At 60.6% G+C, this 17,755-nt stretch carries 16 protein-coding genes and 1 other RNA gene; 10 read left to right on the top strand and 7 right to left on the bottom strand.

From position 1 onward, the window contains the following. Positions 1–2: 2 nt before the first annotated feature. Together EET67_RS00425 and ffs are read right to left on the bottom strand one after the other, a co-directional pair. Positions 3–1,814: a DNA polymerase III subunit gamma/tau gene (locus EET67_RS00425; RefSeq protein ID WP_128624232.1), complete on the bottom strand. Its 1,812-nt coding sequence runs from the start codon at positions 1,812–1,814 to the stop codon at positions 3–5. A 116-nt stretch (positions 1,815–1,930) separates the two neighbouring features. Beyond that, positions 1,931–2,027, bottom strand: an RNA gene (gene ffs, locus EET67_RS00420) — signal recognition particle sRNA small type. Positions 2,028–2,151: 124 nt separating this feature from the next. Between ffs and EET67_RS00415 the strand changes: the two genes are divergently transcribed. Then, the gene (locus tag EET67_RS00415) at positions 2,152–2,571 is read left to right on the top strand and encodes an HIT domain-containing protein (RefSeq protein WP_128624231.1); all 420 of its coding nucleotides are present in this window, start codon (positions 2,152–2,154) and stop codon (positions 2,569–2,571) included. 3 nt (positions 2,572–2,574) lie between these two features. After that, complete coding sequence (gene nudC, locus EET67_RS00410; RefSeq protein WP_128624230.1) at positions 2,575–3,519, top strand: NAD(+) diphosphatase; 945 nt, start codon at positions 2,575–2,577, stop codon at positions 3,517–3,519. Between the two features lie 103 nt (positions 3,520–3,622). On the opposite strand, the gene EET67_RS00405 is transcribed toward nudC, so the two are convergent. Together EET67_RS00405 and EET67_RS00400 are read right to left on the bottom strand one after the other, a co-directional pair. Beyond that, positions 3,623–4,483, bottom strand: coding sequence for a prephenate dehydratase (locus EET67_RS00405; RefSeq protein WP_128624229.1), 861 nt, complete (start codon positions 4,481–4,483; stop codon positions 3,623–3,625). A 2-nt stretch (positions 4,484–4,485) separates the two neighbouring features. Then, positions 4,486–5,226: a 3-deoxy-manno-octulosonate cytidylyltransferase gene (locus EET67_RS00400; protein WP_128624228.1), complete on the bottom strand. Its 741-nt coding sequence runs from the start codon at positions 5,224–5,226 to the stop codon at positions 4,486–4,488. A gap of 197 nt (positions 5,227–5,423) precedes the next feature. On the opposite strand from EET67_RS00400, the gene EET67_RS00395 reads away from it, so the two are divergent. The 8 genes from EET67_RS00395 (at position 5,424) to EET67_RS00365 (ending at position 14,960) form a co-directional block, all read left to right on the top strand. Next, the gene (locus tag EET67_RS00395; RefSeq protein WP_128624227.1) at positions 5,424–6,089 is read left to right on the top strand and encodes a c-type cytochrome; all 666 of its coding nucleotides are present in this window, start codon (positions 5,424–5,426) and stop codon (positions 6,087–6,089) included. Between the two features lie 11 nt (positions 6,090–6,100). Further along, positions 6,101–6,244: a hypothetical protein gene (locus EET67_RS25860; RefSeq protein ID WP_210211078.1), complete on the top strand. Its 144-nt coding sequence runs from the start codon at positions 6,101–6,103 to the stop codon at positions 6,242–6,244. After that, the gene (locus tag EET67_RS00390) at positions 6,241–8,121 is read left to right on the top strand and encodes an extracellular solute-binding protein (protein ID WP_128624226.1); all 1,881 of its coding nucleotides are present in this window, start codon (positions 6,241–6,243) and stop codon (positions 8,119–8,121) included. Before EET67_RS25860 ends, EET67_RS00390 begins: the two co-directional genes overlap by 4 nt. 16 nt (positions 8,122–8,137) lie before the next feature. Further along, positions 8,138–10,009, top strand: coding sequence for an extracellular solute-binding protein (locus EET67_RS00385; RefSeq protein ID WP_128624225.1), 1,872 nt, complete (start codon positions 8,138–8,140; stop codon positions 10,007–10,009). A 132-nt stretch (positions 10,010–10,141) separates the two neighbouring features. Continuing rightward, a complete protein-coding gene (locus EET67_RS00380) occupies positions 10,142–11,242 on the top strand; it encodes a microcin C ABC transporter permease YejB (protein WP_128624224.1) in 1,101 nt (366 codons plus the stop codon). Then, positions 11,242–12,375 carry an ABC transporter permease gene (locus EET67_RS00375; RefSeq protein ID WP_128624223.1) on the top strand — a complete coding sequence of 378 codons (1,134 nt, stop codon included), beginning with the start codon at positions 11,242–11,244 and terminating at the stop codon, positions 12,373–12,375. Before EET67_RS00380 ends, EET67_RS00375 begins: the two co-directional genes overlap by 1 nt. After that, positions 12,372–14,003 (top strand): ABC transporter ATP-binding protein, encoded by a 1,632-nt coding sequence (locus EET67_RS00370; protein WP_128624222.1) that lies wholly within the window; start codon positions 12,372–12,374, stop codon positions 14,001–14,003. Before EET67_RS00375 ends, EET67_RS00370 begins: the two co-directional genes overlap by 4 nt. A gap of 15 nt (positions 14,004–14,018) precedes the next feature. After that, positions 14,019–14,960 carry a 2-hydroxyacid dehydrogenase gene (locus EET67_RS00365; protein WP_128624221.1) on the top strand — a complete coding sequence of 314 codons (942 nt, stop codon included), beginning with the start codon at positions 14,019–14,021 and terminating at the stop codon, positions 14,958–14,960. 59 nt (positions 14,961–15,019) lie between these two features. Here the strand turns inward: EET67_RS00365 and EET67_RS00360 are convergent, their stop codons facing one another. The 3 genes from EET67_RS00360 to EET67_RS00350 all read right to left on the bottom strand — a co-directional run bounded on the left by EET67_RS00360 (position 15,020) and on the right by EET67_RS00350 (position 17,694). After that, positions 15,020–15,880 (bottom strand): C40 family peptidase, encoded by an 861-nt coding sequence (locus tag EET67_RS00360; protein WP_128624220.1) that lies wholly within the window; start codon positions 15,878–15,880, stop codon positions 15,020–15,022. Further along, positions 15,877–16,227, bottom strand: coding sequence for a MarR family transcriptional regulator (locus tag EET67_RS00355; RefSeq protein ID WP_128624219.1), 351 nt, complete (start codon positions 16,225–16,227; stop codon positions 15,877–15,879). The genes EET67_RS00360 and EET67_RS00355 overlap by 4 nt, the downstream gene beginning before the upstream one ends. Positions 16,228–16,317: 90 nt before the next feature. Further along, the gene (locus EET67_RS00350; protein ID WP_128624218.1) at positions 16,318–17,694 is read right to left on the bottom strand and encodes a leucyl aminopeptidase family protein; all 1,377 of its coding nucleotides are present in this window, start codon (positions 17,692–17,694) and stop codon (positions 16,318–16,320) included. Between the last annotated feature and the right edge of the window lie 61 nt (positions 17,695–17,755).

Here is a 17,755-nt window from a genome sequence, read left to right as displayed (position 1 = left end):
GCTCAGTTCTCGTCATCATCTTCGAGTGGCGGCTCGTCCGGCATGCCGGCCTCGACCGAATCCGCCCCAGATGCATCGGGAATACGTACATCGATGATCTTGGCTCCCGGAAACCGCGCCAGAATGGCCGCGACGGTGGGATCGCTCCTGGCGTCAAGAATCGCGTTTTCGCGCTTGCTCGATTCCATCTCGGCCAGCGTCTGGCCACCCTGTTCCCGCGACAGCGACACCATCCAGTGTCGACCGGTCCAGGCCTTGAGCTTCACCGCCAGATCGTTCAGCAGGGTCTTGGGTGCTTCATCGGTCATATTGACATCGAGTCGGCCAGGCTCGACCTTGACCAGCCTCACGCAGCGCTTAACCAGCACCTTCAGCGTCATGTCGCGGTGTTCGTCGGCTAACCCGGCAATGTCGGCCAGCGAGCGCACCGGTACCTCCGGGGCTTCCTCGACCGCCGGCGGCGGGGCAAACTGCACCGGGGTCGGTGCGGCTTCCTGCGCGACAAGACGCATGGTCTGGCCACCACCATTGCCTGAGGGCATACGCGCCTGCGCCATGGCATTTGCGTTTCCACCACCGGGCGATGGCTGAGGCTGAGCGGCGGGGCGCAGCCCGGCTCCTGCCCCCACACCGCCGTCACCAAGCGATTTCAGCGCCTCATCGAGCGTCGGCAAGTCGGCCGCATGAGCAAGCCTTATCAGCACCATCTCGGCAGCGCTGATCGGCCGATAAGATGCCTGTACCTCGGGGATTCCCTTCAGCAGCATCTGCCAGCTGCGTGAAAGGACACGTACCGAAAGCGCCTGCGCAAACTCCAGGCCGCGCAAACGCTCGGCTTCGGAAAGCGACGCGTCATCGGCAGCGCTCGGCACAAAACGCAACCGCGTCACCAGATGGTTGAATTCGGCAAGGTCGGTCAGCACCGCGGCCGGATCGGCGCCGGTCTCATACTGCGCCCGCAACTCACCAAGGGCGGCGGCGGCATCACCCTTCATGACATGTTCGAAGAGGTCGACTATGCGCGCCCGATCGGCCAGGCCAAGCATCGCCCGCACGGCTTCGGCGGTGACAGCACCCGCACCATGCGCAATCGCCTGATCAAGGATCGACTGCCCATCGCGGACAGAACCTTCGGCAGCGCGCGCGATCATCGCCAGCGCGGCATCATCGACCTCGATATTCTCCTTGTCCGCAATCATGCGCAAATTGGCGGTCAGCGTACCGGCATCGACGCGGCGTAGATCGAAGCGCTGGCAGCGCGACAGGATAGTGATCGGCACCTTGCGGATTTCGGTTGTGGCGAAGATGAACTTCACATGCGGTGGCGGCTCTTCCAGGGTTTTGAGCAGCCCGTTGAAGGCCTGCGTCGACAGCATGTGCACTTCGTCGATGATATAGACTTTGTAGCGCGCCGAAACCGGTGCATAGCGCACCTGCTCGATGATATCGCGTATATCATCGATGCCGGTATGGGAGGCGGCGTCCATCTCGATCACATCGACATGACGGCCTTCCATAATCGCCTGGCAGTGTTCGCCAAGCACCTGCAGCTCAACCGAGGGCTGATCGATCGTGTCGGTCTTATAGTTCAGCGCGCGCGCCAGAATGCGGGCCGTGGTGGTCTTGCCCACCCCGCGCACACCGGTCAGCATCCAGGCCTGCGCTATGCGGCCGGAGGCGAAAGCGTTGGTCAGCGTGCGCACCATCGGCTCCTGGCCGATCAGGCTCGAAAAATCGCTTGGACGATATTTACGCGCGAGAACGCGATAGCCGCCGGCGGCCTTTGCTGACTGGTCGTTTCCGGCTTCGCTCATCCGCCCGTTTCGCTCCACTGGCCACGAGAGGCGCGACCGATTCCAAAATCAGAGTGTCCCCGCACAGCCAAGCGCCGTCAATCATGGGCACATCAAGCTGGCGACTGGCGAAGAAGGCGGGAGGCTGGAACAATGACCCGTTCCGGGCTCGTTAGGGCTGCTTCCTTCCGGACCTGACCCGGTTGGCGAGTGGATCGTCCACCACCAACCTCCCAGCCCTCATATCGGCAATTGTTCGGCCAAATGCAAGAGCGATGGATAAGTGGCCGACACGACACGATTTGCTTGCAGGCGACAGACAGTCACTTTAGCCTTCTGTGTAAACGAGGGAATGCCGATGGTGCCTAGCTCGAAGCCCGGATTTGAGCTTGATGCGCGGCTGGAGGCTGACAGCGAACCGCTCATGTGGTTGGGGCTGTGCGAATTGCGCATCATGAACGACCGGCGCTGGCCCTGGCTCCTATTGGTCCCGCAGCGGCCCGGCGTGACGGAAATCCACGATCTGACGCCACTCGATCAGGCCATGCTGACCTTCGAGGCCAATATGGTTGCCCAGGCTTTGAAGAAGACGACCGGCTGCACCAAGATCAATTCCGGCGCGCTCGGGAACGTCGTGCGCCAGCTTCATGTCCATGTCATCGCGCGTTTCGAAGGCGATGCCGGATGGCCGGGCCCGGTCTGGGGCTACGGCATGCGTGAACCCTACAAGCGCTCGGACCTGCATGGCTTTTGCGAAAAGATCAGGAAGGCGCTTTAGGCGATGACCTTCCGGCTTTTCGAGGCGCTCGAATGCGAGGCGAGCCAGAGCGTTGCCTTCGCCGGCAACCGAATCGACCGGCTGTCGGAAAAGCGCAGCGATGATTCCGCCGGACACGCCCTGGCTGACCCACGTGCGCGGTTGATGCTGATCCGGGAGGGCAGGCTTTTCGTAAAGTTTTCCGCTGAGGGCGCCAATCCGTATTTCACGCTCGCCGAAATCGGCGCGTTCGAGGCCGATACGAAGCATGCGGTCCTGCTTGGTTCAGAAGCCCATGGCCCGATCCTCGCGGTTCCCGCTTGCATTGTACCGGAACGACTTGCAGACGACATCAAGGCGATAGACTTCAGATCCATCTATAGTCAAGGCCTGATCGATCCATCTGCCTTGGGTGCGCTGGCGCAGGGCGCGGCATTGCTTTCCTGGCATTCCAATCATCAATTCTGCGGCAAATGCGGCCACAGGAGCGAGATGCGGGCTGGCGGCTGCAAGCGCCTGTGCACCTCCTGCGGCGCCCAACATTTTCCGCGTACCGACCCGGTGGTGATCATGCTTGCGGTGACCCCGCACAAATGCCTGCTCGGTCGTAGCCCGCATTTCAAGCCGGGCATGTATTCGGCACTTGCCGGCTTCATCGAACCGGGTGAGACGATCGAGGCGGCAGTGCGCCGAGAAACCTTCGAGGAGGCTGGCATCCGGCTCGGCCGGGTCGTCTATCAGGCCAGCCAGCCCTGGCCGTTCCCCTATTCCCTGATGATCGGCTGTTTCGGCGAAGCCCTGAACGAAGATATCGCCACCGATACGGCCGAGCTGGAAGACTGCCGTTGGTTTTCCCGCGACGAGCTATTGACCGCAATCGAAGGTACGCATGGTGACGGCATCTTCATCCCGCCCTATGGCGCAATCGCCCATCATCTCATCAGGACCTGGGCGGCGGAAAGCGTCTGAATCCCTTAAAGCAAGATGACTTCTCCTTGAATCACCACCTCACTCTAAGTCTTTGTTTTTGGAGCATGATCCCGAAAAGTCTGCAACTTTTCGGGATCATGCTCTAGGCGTCGGCATCCTGTGTGGCGCGATATTCATGCGCGGGATAGACGCCAAGCGTGCGCACCTCGCGTGAGAAGAAGCGCAGTTCCTCCAGCGCGAGCGACAGGTTGCGGTCGCCGGGATGACCCTCGACATCAGCGTAGAACTGCGTGGCCGCGAAGGCGCCGAGCTGGTAGCTCTCCAGCTTGGTCATATTGACACCATTGGTGGCAAAGCCGCCCATGGCCTTGTAAAGCGCGGCCGGCACGTTACGAACCCGGAAGACGAAGGTCGTGATCATCGGCACGCCGTCCTGCCGCTCGGCCCAGTCTTTGGCCCTGGAAAGGACCACGAAGCGGGTCACGTTGTTTTCGGTGTCCTGGACATTCTCTTCCAATATGTCCAATCCGTAGAGGCTCGATGCCAGCCGCGGGGCAAGGGCTGCCATCGTCCTGTCCTGCTGTTCGGCAACCAGCTTGGCGGCACCGGCCGTATCGCCGGCGACCATCGGCTTCCAGCCATTCTTGCGGATGTATTTGCGGCACTGGCCGAGCGCATGGATGTGGCTGTGGACAGACTTGATCTCTTCCCGCTTGACGCCGGGCAGCACCATCAACTGGAAATGGATCGGCAGGAAATATTCACCGACAATATGCAGTTTCGAGATCGGCAGCAGATAGTGGATATCGGCAACCCGGCCGGCAATGGTGTTCTCGATCGGGATCATCGCCAGATCGGCCTTGCCAGTTTCGACCGCATTGAAGGCATCCTCGAAAGTCGGGCAAGGCAGCGGCTCCATCGAGGGATAGACATTGCGGCAGGCGGTGTCGGAATTGGCACCCGGCTCGCCCTGGAAGGCGATGCGGTTGGTTTTTTCGGGCATGATCAGGCCTTGCTTTGATTGGAAATGATGGCGCGGGCGCGCTCGAGATCTTCAGGCGTATCGACGCCGAGGGGCAAGGAGCGGACGATTTCGACGTCTATGCGCATTCCTGCTTCGAGCGCGCGTAATTGTTCGAGGCGTTCGCGCTTTTCCAGCGGCGACGGTTTCAGCTCCACAAAGCGGGTGAGCGCAGCGCGGCGATAGGCGTATAGCCCGATATGATGATAGAGGGGCCCTTCGCCCCAGGGAGCCGTGGCCCGGGTAAAATAGAGTGCCCGCAAACGCGTTTCCGAGCGGGGCGAGCCGACGATCTTGACCACATTGGGATTGGTCTTTTCGTCGTCACGCGTGATTTCGACGCCAAGCGTTGCGATATCCACCTGCGGATCGTCGAAGGGCTGCAGTGCCGAGCGGATCGTATCCGGATCGATCGTCGGCAGGTCGCCCTGGACATTTATCACGATGTCGAAACCCCCATCCGGATCGAGCTTAGTCAAAGCCTCGAAGATACGATCCGAGCCCGATTCGTGGTCGGCCCGGGTCATGACCGCCTCAAAGCCTCCAGCCTCGACAGCCGAAGCCACCTCGGGCGTGTCAGTCGCCACGACGACGCGTCCAAGCCCGCTTTCACGCGCGCGTTCGGCCACGTGAACGATCATCGGGCGCCCACAAATGTCAGCCAATGGCTTGCCGGGCAGGCGCGTGGCACGCATTCGCGCCGGAATCAGAATGAGCGGTGTCATGGCTGCAGCAAAAAAATCCGAAAAGACAGCGATGGAAAGTGGCAAAAGGTCTCACTGGAACCGCCCTTATAGGTGTTGCAACGCCAGAGCAAAAGACCTAGTTTCCGCCGCATTCTGCCGGCCCTGTCCGGCAATAAGATAGTGCTGTCGGCATTCGGGAGTTTCAGACTCGAGCCGGCCAAGGGAGCCAGGGGCGAATGGACTCATTCGAATTCAACAAGGTGATCGGCGGCCTGCTGGCCGCAGTGTTCATCATATTTTCCATTTCCATCGCGTCGGACGCTATTTTTGCTTCGCCTGCTCCTGAAAAGCCCGGCTATGTCATCGAGGCTGCGGAAGCCGAGGCCGCTACACCCGGCGGTGAGGAACCGGCTGCCGTTCCGGTTGCAGAATTGCTTGCCAAGGCCGATGCCAATGCCGGCGCTGCCGTGTTCAAGAAGTGCACAGCCTGCCATTCCGGTGAAAAGGGCGGCCCGAACAAGGTCGGTCCCGACCTTTGGGACATTGTGAACCGTCCGATCGGCACCCATGAGGGCTTCTCCTATTCGGCGGCCATGAAGGAATTCTCGCAAGGCGGTTCCGTGGTGTGGGATTTCGATCACCTCAACCACTTCCTCGCCTCGCCCAAGGGCTACATCAAGGGCACCGCGATGGGCTTCGCCGGCGTCAAGAAGGACGACGAGCGCGCCAATCTGCTGGCCTATCTCCACTCGCTGTCGGACAATCCGGCTCCGTTGCCGGAAGCCGGCGCAGCACCGGCCGAGGCGCCAGCTGAAGGAGCCGCGCCTGCCCCAGAGGGCGAGCAGCCTGCACAGACGGAAGGGGCAGCACCGGCCGAACCGGCTCCTGCACCGGCGCAATAACGAAATCGTCATTGTCGGATCATGAAAAAGCCGGGTTCAGCCCGGCTTTTTTGTTAGAAAGCACGCATATATCCGCCAATCCGGCTCTGTACGGTTTCCAGCGCGGCACAATGGGCTACATTGAGAATCGAGACGTGCAGGAGGTGCATGAATGAAGGCGTGGATGCCACGGACAATCGCAACTCTCGGCCTTTCTTCGGTCTTTCTCGCAGCGAGTCTCGCTTCATCGACGGCCGATGAGTGGCGCACGACTGCCTCGCTGGTCGGGGAATCCAAATATGGCTCGGATTTCAAGCAATACGACTATGTGAACCCCGATGCGCCGAAGGGCGGTACGATTAATTCCGTCACTAGTGGCAGTTTCGACAGTTTCAATCCCTTCATCGTGCGCGGCACGGCGGCGGCCGGCCTCAATTACCAGGGTGGCCTGCTCTATGACACGCTGATGGCCAAGGCGACCGACGAGGGTAGCACCAACCATCCGCTGATTGCCGAAGCGTTCAAATATCCGGACGACTTCTCCTCAGCCACCTACCGCCTCGATCCCCGCGCCAAATGGCATGACGGCAAGCCGATCACGGCAGAGGACGTTATCTGGTCGTTCAATTTCCTCAAGGCGGAAAGCCCCAATTTCATCCGCTATTTTGGCAATGTGACCGAAGCAGTCGCCGTTTCGGAGCGGGAAATCGAATTCCGCTTCGACCAGAATGGCAACCGCGAACTACCGCTTATTCTCGGCGATCTCGTTGTCCTGCCGAAACATTGGTGGGAGGGCACCGACGCCAAGGGCAAGAAGCGTGACATCACCCAGCCGACACTGGAGCCACCGCTAGGGTCGAGCGCCTACAAGATCGAGAGCTTCAAGCCCGGATCCGAAATCATCTGGAGCAGGGTTCCCGATTATTGGGCGGCCGAGGTCGGGGTAAATGTCGGGCGAAACAATTTCGACCGACGCCGCTATATCTATATCCAGGATGAAAACGCCGAATGGCAGGCCTTCACCAAGGGCGGCTTCGAGGACATCCGGCCCGAAAACAGCTCCCGCCGCTGGGCGACGGAATATAACTTCCCTGCCTTCAAGGAAGGCGACGTCATCAAGCGCGAGTTCGAGAACACTTCTGGCGAGCCAATGCAGGGCTTCGTGCTCAATCTGCGCCGCCCGCAATTCCAGGACCGCCGCGTGCGGCATGCCCTGACGCTGGCGCTCGACTTCGAAAGCATGAACCGCAAGCTGTTCTACGGGCTCAACACTCGCACCGACAGCTATTTCGAAGGACAGGACCTGGCTTCGAGCGGACTTCCCACTGGCAAGGAACTGGAACTGCTTGAGCCCTACAAGGACAAGCTGCCACCGGAGGTCTTCACTCAGGAATTCAGGCTCCCGGTCTACGATACGCCGCAGTCGGAACGCACCTATCTGCGCGAGGCGATCGCGCTTTTCGCGCAGGCGGGCTGGAAGATCGTCAACGGCAAGATGACCAATGAGACGACCGGTGAGCAGTACCGGGTCGAAATCCTCGGCAACAGCCCGACCGACGAGATCATATCGGGCTCCTATATCGACAGCCTGCGCAAGATCGGCATCGCCGCCTCGCTGCGCATAGTTGACCCCAACCAATATGTGAACCGCTACCGCAATTTCGATTTCGACATCGTCACCGGGCAGTTCCCGCAATCGTCCTCGCCCGGCAACGAACAGCGCGACTTCTGGAGTTCGCAGGCTGCCGACAAGCCCGGTTCGCGCAATCTGCCGGGTATCAAGGACCCGGTGGTCGATGCGCTGGTCGAACGGGTGATCTTCGCAACCGACCGCGACGATCTGGTCGCGGCCACGCGCGCGCTCGACCGGGTTTTGCTGTGGAATTATTATGTCGTGCCGCAATGGCACCGGCCGGTGATCTGGCTCGCCTTCTGGAACAAATTCGGCATCCCTGAAAAGCAGCCTTCCTATATCGGCGCCGACATCGATTCATGGTGGATCGATCCGGAGAAGGAAAAGGCGCTGGCCACCAAATATAAGAGCGCCGACTGATGAGGGGTGCCGACCGATGGCTCCCATGATTGGACGCCGGGAATTTCTGGCGGCGGCAGGTGCGGTGGCCGCCGCTCCGCTGCTGCCTCGCCTCTCCTTTGCGGAAGCTCCTTCCGGAACCAGGTTGCACGGGCTGTCGGCATTCGGCGACCTGAAATACAAGCCGGACTTCAAGCATTTCGACTATGTGAACCCCGACGCGCCCAAGGGCGGGCTGTTCAATTTCGCGCCGCCCAACTGGGTCTTCAACCAAAGCACCCTCACCTTCAATACGCTCAATTCCTTCGTCGCCAAGGGCGATGCACCGCCGCGCATGGAAATGTGCTTCGATTCGCTGATGGCAAGCGCCCTTGACGAGCCGGATGCGCTTTACGGCCTGCTTGCCGAAAGCGTGTCGATCTCCGACGACCGCAATGTCTTCGAATTCATCCTGCGGCCTGAAGCGCGCTTCCATGACGGTACACCGCTTACCGCACATGACGTCGCCTTCTCGTTCGACCTCTACAAGAAGGATGGCCATCCCAGCCTGCTTCTGCCGCTGACGCAGATGACGGAAGCTGCGGCGGTGGACGATCACACATTGCGCCTGACATTTACGGGCAAGCAATCGGCGCGCACCATCCTCAATGTCGCGGGCTTTCCCATCATCTCGAAGGCATATTTCACCGAAAATCCCTTCGACGGCGCAAGCATGAAGGCGCCTCTCGGTTCGGGCCCCTACAAGGTTGGCCGCGTCGCAGCGGGCCAGACAATCGAATATGACCGCGTGGAGGATTATTGGGCGCGCGACCTTCCGGTCAATCGTGGCCTTTACAATTTCGACCGCATCCGCATCGAGTTCTATCGCGACCGGCAGGCCGCCTTCGAGGCCTTCAAAAAAGGGGATATTCTCTACCGGCAGGAATTCACCTCGCGCATCTGGGCAACCGGCTATGATTTTCCGGCGCTAAAACAAGGCAAGGTGGTGCGCCGCGAATTCCCGTCCGAAAAGCGCCCCTCCATGCAGGCCACCGCGCTGAACCAGCGCCGCGAGCGCTTCCACGACCCGCGCGTGCGCAAGGCCATCGGCATGTGCTTCGATTTCGAATGGGCAAGGCGCAATCTCTTCTACGGCTCCTATGAGCGCTCGCAATCCTGTTTCGAGCGATCCGACTACAGAGCAGAAGGCCTGCCCTCGCCCGAGGAACTGGCGCTGCTGGAACCGTTGCGCGGTAAAATCCCCGACGAGGCGTTTGGCGAGGCGGTGATCCAGCCGGTTTCAGACGGGTCCGGCCGCGACCGCAAGCTGCTCGGCGCAGCAACCCGCCTGTTTGCCGAAGCCGGCTGGCAGCGCTCCAAGTCACTGCTTGCCAATGCCAAAGGCGAAAAGCTCACCGTCGAAATCTTGGTAGAGGACTCGATTTGGGAACAGATTCATGGGTCGTGGATCGGCAATATGCGGGCAATCGGCATCGATGCCTCGATCCGGGTGGTCGATTCCGCCCAATTTGCCGCGCGCCAGAATGATTTCGACTTCGACCTGATCACCATGGCGCTGTCATTTACCGCGACACCGACGCGCGATGAGATCGAAGGCCTGTTCCATTCGCGATCGGCCACACTTCCCGGGTCGCGCAATCTGTGCGGCACAGCCGACTCCGCGGTAGATTCGCTGGTCGATGCGGTCGGCGCGGCTCAGGATCGTCAGAGCCTTACAATTGCCATGCGCGCCCTGGACCGGGTCTTGCGCGCGCGGCAAGACTGGATTCCAAATTGGTATTCCGCGAATCACCGGGCAGCCTTCTGGGACATGTTCGGCTTCAAGGAGCCAAAACCCGATTTCGGCTTTCCGGTCGAAGCACTGTGGTGGTTTGACAAGGAAAAGGCGGCGGCAATTGGCAAAGGGTGAGCAGTGGTCTGCGAAGCAGGCGAAAAGCCGAGGATTTAGCTTTTCGAACGACGAACGCCCGGAGCGAAAGAGTGGGGCCGAAGCATCGGTGCGACGTGCTTCACCCTCACTCCGTGGTGAGGGTAAGAGCTGATGGGCGCCTATATCCTGCGGCGCATCCTGCTGATGATCCCGACGCTCTTCGGGATTATGGCCATTTCCTTCGCCATCATCCAGTTCGCGCCCGGCGGGCCGGTGGAGCGGGTCATTGCGCAGATCACCGGCCAGGGCGGGGACGCCGGCGACCGGCTGGGAAGTGGCGGTGGCGATGCCGGAGCAGCGAGCTTCGATGCCGGCGGCGTCACCTCATCGAAATATCGCGGAGCGCAGGGACTCGACCCCGAATTCATCGCCAAGCTTGAAAAGCAGTTCGGCTTCGACAAGCCGCCGCTGGAGCGGTTCGGCATGATGCTGTGGAACTATGCCCGCTTCGATTTCGGCGAAAGCTATTTCCGCGACATCGGCGTTCTCGACCTTATCGTGGAGAAGATGCCGGTTTCCGTGTCGCTCGGCCTATGGATCACCCTTCTGTCCTATCTGATCTCTATTCCGCTCGGCATCCGCAAAGCGGTCAAGGACGGGTCATCCTTCGACATGTGGACAAGCGGCATCGTCATCATCGGCTATGCCATACCGGGCTTTCTCTTCGCCATCCTGCTGATGGTGCTGTTTGCGGGCGGGTCCTTTTATGATTGGTTCCCGCTGCGTGGGCTCACCTCGGACAATTTTCACGAGCTGTCGCTGGGCGGCAAAATCCTCGACTATTTCTGGCATCTCACATTGCCGCTGACCGCCATGGTGATGTCGGCCTTCGCCACCACGACGCTGCTGACCAAGAACTCGTTCCTCGACGAGATCCGCAAGCAATATGTCGTGACCGCAAGGGCCAAGGGCCTATCGGAACGGCAGGTGCTCTATGGCCATGTGTTCCGCAATGCCATGCTGATCGTGATTGCCGGCTTTCCGGGCGCGTTCATTTCCGCCTTCTTCACCGGCTCGCTGCTGATCGAAAACATCTTCTCGCTCGACGGGCTCGGCCTGCTCGGCTTCCGCTCCATCCTCGACCGCGACTATCCGGTGGTGTTCGCAAATCTCTACATTTTCTCACTCATCGGCCTGTTCATCAGCCTGATTTCCGACCTCACCTATACATGGATCGATCCGCGCATCGATTTCGAGCGGAGGGACGTCTGATGTCTGCCGCCGATACCGTTGCACGGCCCGAGAAGCGCCCGCTTCTGTCTCAACTCAACCAGCGGCGCTGGCAGAATTTCAAGGCGAACCGGCGCGGCTACTGGTCGCTCTGGATTTTCCTCGCGCTGTTCGGCCTGACGCTATGCTCCGAATTCATCGCCAATGACCGGCCGATCCTGGCCTCCTACAAGGGCGAATTGCTGGTTCCCGCACTGATCGACTATCCGGAAGAGAAATTCGGCGGCTTCCTCGCCATTACAGATTATCGCGACCCGGTGATCCAGGACGAGATCGAGGCCAATGGCTGGCTGATCTGGCCGCCGATCCGCTACCATTATCGCAGCGTCAACAACGAGATTCCCGAGGCGGCGCCGGCAAAGCCGTCCTGGATGTATTCGAAGGAGGAACGCTGCCAGCGCTACCCGCAGGGCGTCGACGATGAGAACTGCACCATCGGCAACTGGAACTGGCTCGGCACCGACGACCAGGCGCGCGACGTGCTGGCGCGGGTCATCTACGGTTTTCGCGTCTCGGTTCTGTTCGGTCTGATCCTGACAGCCGGTTCGGCAGTCATCGGGGTTTCAGCGGGTGCGGTGCAGGGCTATTTCGGCGGCCTGACCGACCTGATCTTCCAGCGCTTCATCGAAATCTGGTCGGCAATTCCCGTGCTCTATCTGCTGCTGATCATCGCCGCGATCCTGCCGCCGGGCTTTTTCATATTGCTCGGCATCATGCTTTTGTTTTCCTGGGTGAGTTTCGTCGGCATCGTGCGCGCCGAATTCCTACGCGCCCGCAACTTCGAATATGTCAATGCGGCGCGCGCGCTCGGCGTGCCCAACCGCACCATCATGTTTCGGCATCTGCTGCCCAATGCGATGGTGGCGACGCTGACCTTCCTGCCCTTCATCCTCAATGGCTCGATCACCACTTTGACGGCGCTCGATTTCCTCGGCTTCGGCCTGCCGCCGGGTTCCGCCTCGCTTGGGGAATTGCTCAAGCAGGGCCAGCGCAACCTCAATGCACCTTGGCTCGGCATTTCCGGCTTCGTGGTGATTTCGCTGATGCTGTCGCTGCTGATCTTCATCGGCGAGGCGACGCGCGACGCCTTCGATCCGAGAAAGACGTTCAAATGACCGGTAAGCCTCTTTTATCGGTGCAGGACCTTTCCGTCGCCTTCATGCAAGGCGGCCGGACCCAAACGGCCGTCGATCGCATCTCCTTCGACATTGCCAAGGGCGAGACGGTGGCGCTGGTAGGCGAATCCGGCTCTGGCAAGTCGGTTTCGGCGCTTTCGGTGCTGCGCCTCCTGCCCTATCCGGCAGCGAGCCACCCATCCGGCAAGATCCTGTTCCAGAGCGACGATCTTCTGGCGAAGAACGAGAACGAGCTTCGTCGCGTACGCGGCAACAAGATCACCATGATCTTCCAGGAACCGATGACCTCGCTCAATCCGCTGCACACGATCGAGCAGCAGATCATCGAAATCCTTAAGCTGCATCAAGGCATGGGCGACAAGAAGGCTCGAGCCCGCACGCTGGATCTGCTCAAGGAAGTCGGCATCCGCGACCCGGAAAAGCGCCTCGGCGCCTACCCGCACCAATTGTCCGGCGGCCAGCGCCAGCGGGTCATGATCGCCATGGCGCTCGCCAACGAACCGGAACTGCTGATCGCCGATGAGCCGACGACGGCGCTCGACGTCACCGTGCAGGCACAGATTCTGGAACTCCTGGCCGAACTGAAGGCCCGTAAGGGCATGTCGATGCTGTTCATCACCCATGATCTCGGCATCGTGCGCAAGATCGCCGACCGCGTCTGCGTCATGACCAAGGGCAAGATCGTCGAGGCGGGACCGACGCAGGAAATCTTCACCAATCCGCAACATGAATATACGAGACATCTGCTTGCGGCCGAACCCAAGGGCAAGCCTCCACAAGCCAATCCCGATGCCAAAACGGTAATGGCGGGGGACGACATCAAGGTGTGGTTTCCGATCAAGCAGGGTTTTTTTCGCAAGGTCGTCGACCATGTGAAGGCCGTGGACGGAATCGACGTGACGGTGCGCGCCGGCCAGACGCTGGGCGTCGTCGGTGAATCCGGATCGGGAAAGACAACCCTCGGCCTGGCACTCGCCCGCATGATCTCCTCGCAAGGCAGGATCAACTTTGACGGGCGCGACATCAATGCATTGTCCTTCAACGACATGCGGCCGCTGCGGAGCGAATTACAGATCGTGTTCCAGGACCCCTATGGTTCGCTCAGCCCACGCATGTCGATCTCCGAAATCATCGAAGAGGGACTGAAGATCCACGAGCCCAAGCTCTCCGCCGACGAGCGTGACAGGCGCGTGGTCGACGTGCTGCAGGAAGTCGGCATCGATTCCGAAACCCGCTTCCGCTATCCGCATGAATTTTCCGGGGGCCAGCGCCAGCGCATCGCGATTGCCCGCGCCATGGTGTTGAAGCCCCGCTTTGTGATGCTGGACGAGCCGACATCGGCGCTCGACATGAGCGTGCAGGCGCAGGTGGTGGACCTGCTGCGTAGCCTGCAGAGCAAGCACGACCTGGCCTATCTCTTCATCAGCCACGATCTGAAGGTGGTACGGGCACTTGCCAATGACGTCATCGTCATGCGTAACGGCAAGATCGTGGAAGCCGGCCCGTCGCGCCAGATTTTCGAGGAGCCGCGCTCGGACTATACTCGGGCACTGATCTCGGCTGCCTTCAGGATAGAGACCGCGCCGGCTGGCGTGGTCAGCGAATGAAGCAAGAGGAATGACATGAACAAGGGCCGCATCCTGCTTTCGGTCACGGGTTTCAACCCGCAGCGGTGGCACGAACTGCTGTCGGCGGAACGTGACGTGGTGCTGGCGCCGGACGGGCCGGAAGACCCTTCCATCACCTATGCGGTGGTCTGGAAGCAGCCGGCCAACATCTTGGCCAGATTGCCCAATCTGCGCGCGGTCTTTTCCATCGGCGCCGGCGTCGATCATCTGTTCAACGACCCCGGCCTGCCGGATGCGCCGATCGTGCGCGTTGTGGCCGAAAACCTCTCCCAACACATGACCGAATATGTCGTATGGCGTGTGCTGGATCATCATCGGCAAGGCACGCTCTACCGGAACCAGCAGCAGAAGAAGATCTGGCACGAGCCGCCGCAGCGGTCGGCGGCCGATGTTTCGGTCGGCATCATGGGGCTCGGCCAGTTGGGTCGTGTAGCGGCGAACGCATTGCTTGCGATCGGCTTCCGCGTCAATGGCTGGGGGCGCACCGGCCGTACCATGGAGGGGGTGCAGACCTTTGGCGGCGAGGCGGGACTGGTGCCTTTCCTCAACGCTACCGATATTCTCGTGGTGCTCCTGCCGCTTACGCCTGCAACACGTGGCATCATCGACTACAAGCTGCTGCGCGAACTGCGGCGGCGTAACGGCATCGGCGGGGCGGTGCTGATCAATGCCGGCCGCGGTTTGCTGCAAAAGGACGCAGACATCGCGCGCGCACTCGAGGACGGCCTTCTCAAGGAGGCGAGCCTGGACGTGTTCGAACTCGAGCCCCTGCCCAAGACCAGCCCGCTATGGACGCATCCCAAGGTGTTCGTGACGCCGCATGCGGCGGCCACCTCCGATCCCGCCCATCTGGTTGCGCCCATGCTAGCGCAGATGGATGCGTTCGAACGCGGCGAACCGCTGCGGAATGTCGTCGACCGGCAGATGCAATATTAGAGAAATCCCAGGAAAAGCGGGAACCGGTTGTCCTTCCGGAATTTGCGCAAAAACAGGAATCAGGGACGCCGGCAGGCAGTAGGCCCGCCATAAAGATAGCCGATGCGCTCGATCGCCTGCTTCAGGTTTTCGCGCGATACCATCATGGTATGACCGCTGGCATGGATGATGTTCTCGCCATCGGTCAGTATGGCAACATGCCCCTTCCAGAAAACCAAATCTCCGCGCCGCAGATTGGAAAAATCGTCCGCAGGATCGATCGCTTCGCCTATGGTCGAGGCCTGCATGTCCGAGTCACGCAGCACATCCCTGCCCGTCATGCGCATGGCAAGTTGCACGAGGCCGGAACAGTCGATGCCGAAGCCGGACACGCCACCCCACAGATAGGGTGTGTGGAGCAGGGTCTCTGCGACGGCGACGTAGTCGGTGTCGAACTCTCCGAGTGACCGTAAGTGACCCGCAATCACCGCTTCGCCCGACGGCAGGAGCGCATAGCGCGTGCCACGCGTTTCGGTGAAGTTCACAACCGTCAGCTTTGAGCCCAGTGAAATCTGGCCGCTGCGTGGAAATCTCAGGTCAGGACCCGGATAGATAAAACTGCGGGGCGCAATGACTTGATGTGTAAGATCGTGGTCACGTGCCGCAATCGCGGCCTCGCCGACATAGCCGACATAGCCGTCGCGCTCCGCCTGCACCCAGCACCAGCCCTTGGCCTCTTCGAAGATACTGACATCATCTCCGCGCAACAACTGTGTGCTTATCCCAGCTTCCAGCCCCGGTGCTATTCTAACATCGACAACAGAAGCTTCGATGCGTCCCGGCCGCCCGGCCACGTATCGTTCCGCCGCGATTTCGTCTTTCAGGCGGGCATCGGCAAGATCGGACCGGAAGGCATGAAGGCGCGCGTCATGGGCAGTCAAAGCGGTAACTCCAAAGCTCTGGCAATGATAACATCGCCGAAACGCTCGACATAGAGCGCACCTTCCACCGTGCGCCGGATCAGCACGTTGCGACGATCGGCTTCGTCGCGATGGCGCGATACCAGTTTCAAGGCGCCCATCGTATCAAGTGCGCGGGTGATCACCGGCTTGCTGACGCCCAGCCTTTCGGCAAGGGCGCGTACGGTATGAGGCGGCGGTTCGAGATAGATCGTCAGCAATATCGCCGCCTGACGCATAGTCAAATCCGGGGCGTCGGCACGCACCTCGGACAACACGACCTGTTGCCAAAGCCGGAGAGCCTGAGCTGGACGTAACCGGATCGCCATGGAGCCAGCATGGCGTGGAATCGTTTCGCTTCCGTTTCACGCCACAAAATGACGGCGACGCCGAGTGATTTCACTTGGCTGCAAAATGCTTTAGCCGCCATAGCGTTTTGATAATACCCGTTCCAAAGCGCGTATGGCTTGCGCCTCGCCTCCTGCTGGCCCGTATGGCCGTTCGGCGGGGTTCCAGGCAAAAATGTCGAAATGCGCCCAGCTTGATGCCCTCTCGACAAACCGCTTGAGGAAAAGTGCCGCAGTTATCGAGCCGGCGAAACCATCGCTGGTGGCGTTGTTCATGTCGGCAACTTTCGAGGCGAGCTTGGCATCATAGGGTGCCCACAGAGGCATGCGCCAAAGCGGGTCCTCGACGGCCGCGGCGGCCTTTCCAAGCTCGTCCGCCAGCGCCTCGTCGTCGGTATAGAAGGGCGGCAGGTCCGGCCCCAGCGCCACTCGCGCCGCACCTGTCAGCGTCGCCATGTCGACCAGCAGGTCCGGTGTCTCCTCGTCCGCCAGCGCCAGGGCATCGGCCAGAACCAGCCTGCCCTCGGCGTCGGTGTTGCCGATCTCGACCGTCAGCCCTTTGCGGCTGGTGAGAATATCGCCAGGTCGGAAGGCGTTGGCCGAGATCGAGTTCTCGACCGCAGGGATCAGCACGCGCAGCCTGACGCGCATACCGGCAGCCATGATCATGGCTGCCAGGCCGAGCACATTGGCAGCACCGCCCATGTCCTTCTTCATCAGGAGCATGCTGCTTGCCGGCTTGATGTCGAGGCCACCGGTGTCGAAACACACGCCCTTGCCGACCAGCGTGACCTTGGGCGCATTCTTTTCGCCCCACACCATGTCGATGAGACGCGGGGCCTCTGCCGACGCCCGGCCAACCGCATGGATCATCGGGAAGTTGTACTTGAGAAGATCGTCCCCTTTGGTGACCGACAGCTTGGCCTTGTGCTGCCGGGCCAATTTACGGACAGCCTCCTCAAGCGCATTGGGGCCCATGTCATTGGTTGGCGTATTGACGAGGTCGCGTGTGAGAAACACCCCTTCCACAATACGCTTGATATGCGCATGGTCTACGCCAGCAGGAACGGCAAGGCGCAGTTCCTTCCCGGGTTTTTTCCCGTAGCGCGTGAAAGCATAAGCCCCAAGTGCGATACCGAGCGACGACAGGAACGGGTCTGCGGGCTTTGTCGCAAAATGCCAGTCACCCTCTGGCAGGGTCCGGGCAAGGGTGCCGCAAGCAAGAGCACCCTTGGCCTCATCCGCTTTGCCCAGACCGAACAGCGCACCGCCTATTGCTCCTTCCGCGCCTGGAAGTATCAGCACGCGCCCCGCATCGCCGGAAAAGCCGTTATTGTCGGCCCATGCCAACGCCGTCCCGTCGAGACCTGCATTTTCCAGATCGCCATTGGCCAGCAGATAGATGGGACGTGATTTTTTCTGTTTCTTTTCGATCAGTTCGAGCGGCATTTCGGCGGTCCTCGGTTGTTCACCATGCGGCGCAGGCGCCGCTTCTTAACCATCCGTTAGG

The organism is Borborobacter arsenicus (assembly GCF_003934165.1).
Taxonomy (GTDB): Bacteria; Pseudomonadota; Alphaproteobacteria; order Rhizobiales; family Rhizobiaceae; genus Pseudaminobacter; species Pseudaminobacter arsenicus.
This window is presented reverse-complemented; position numbering and strand designations above follow the sequence as displayed.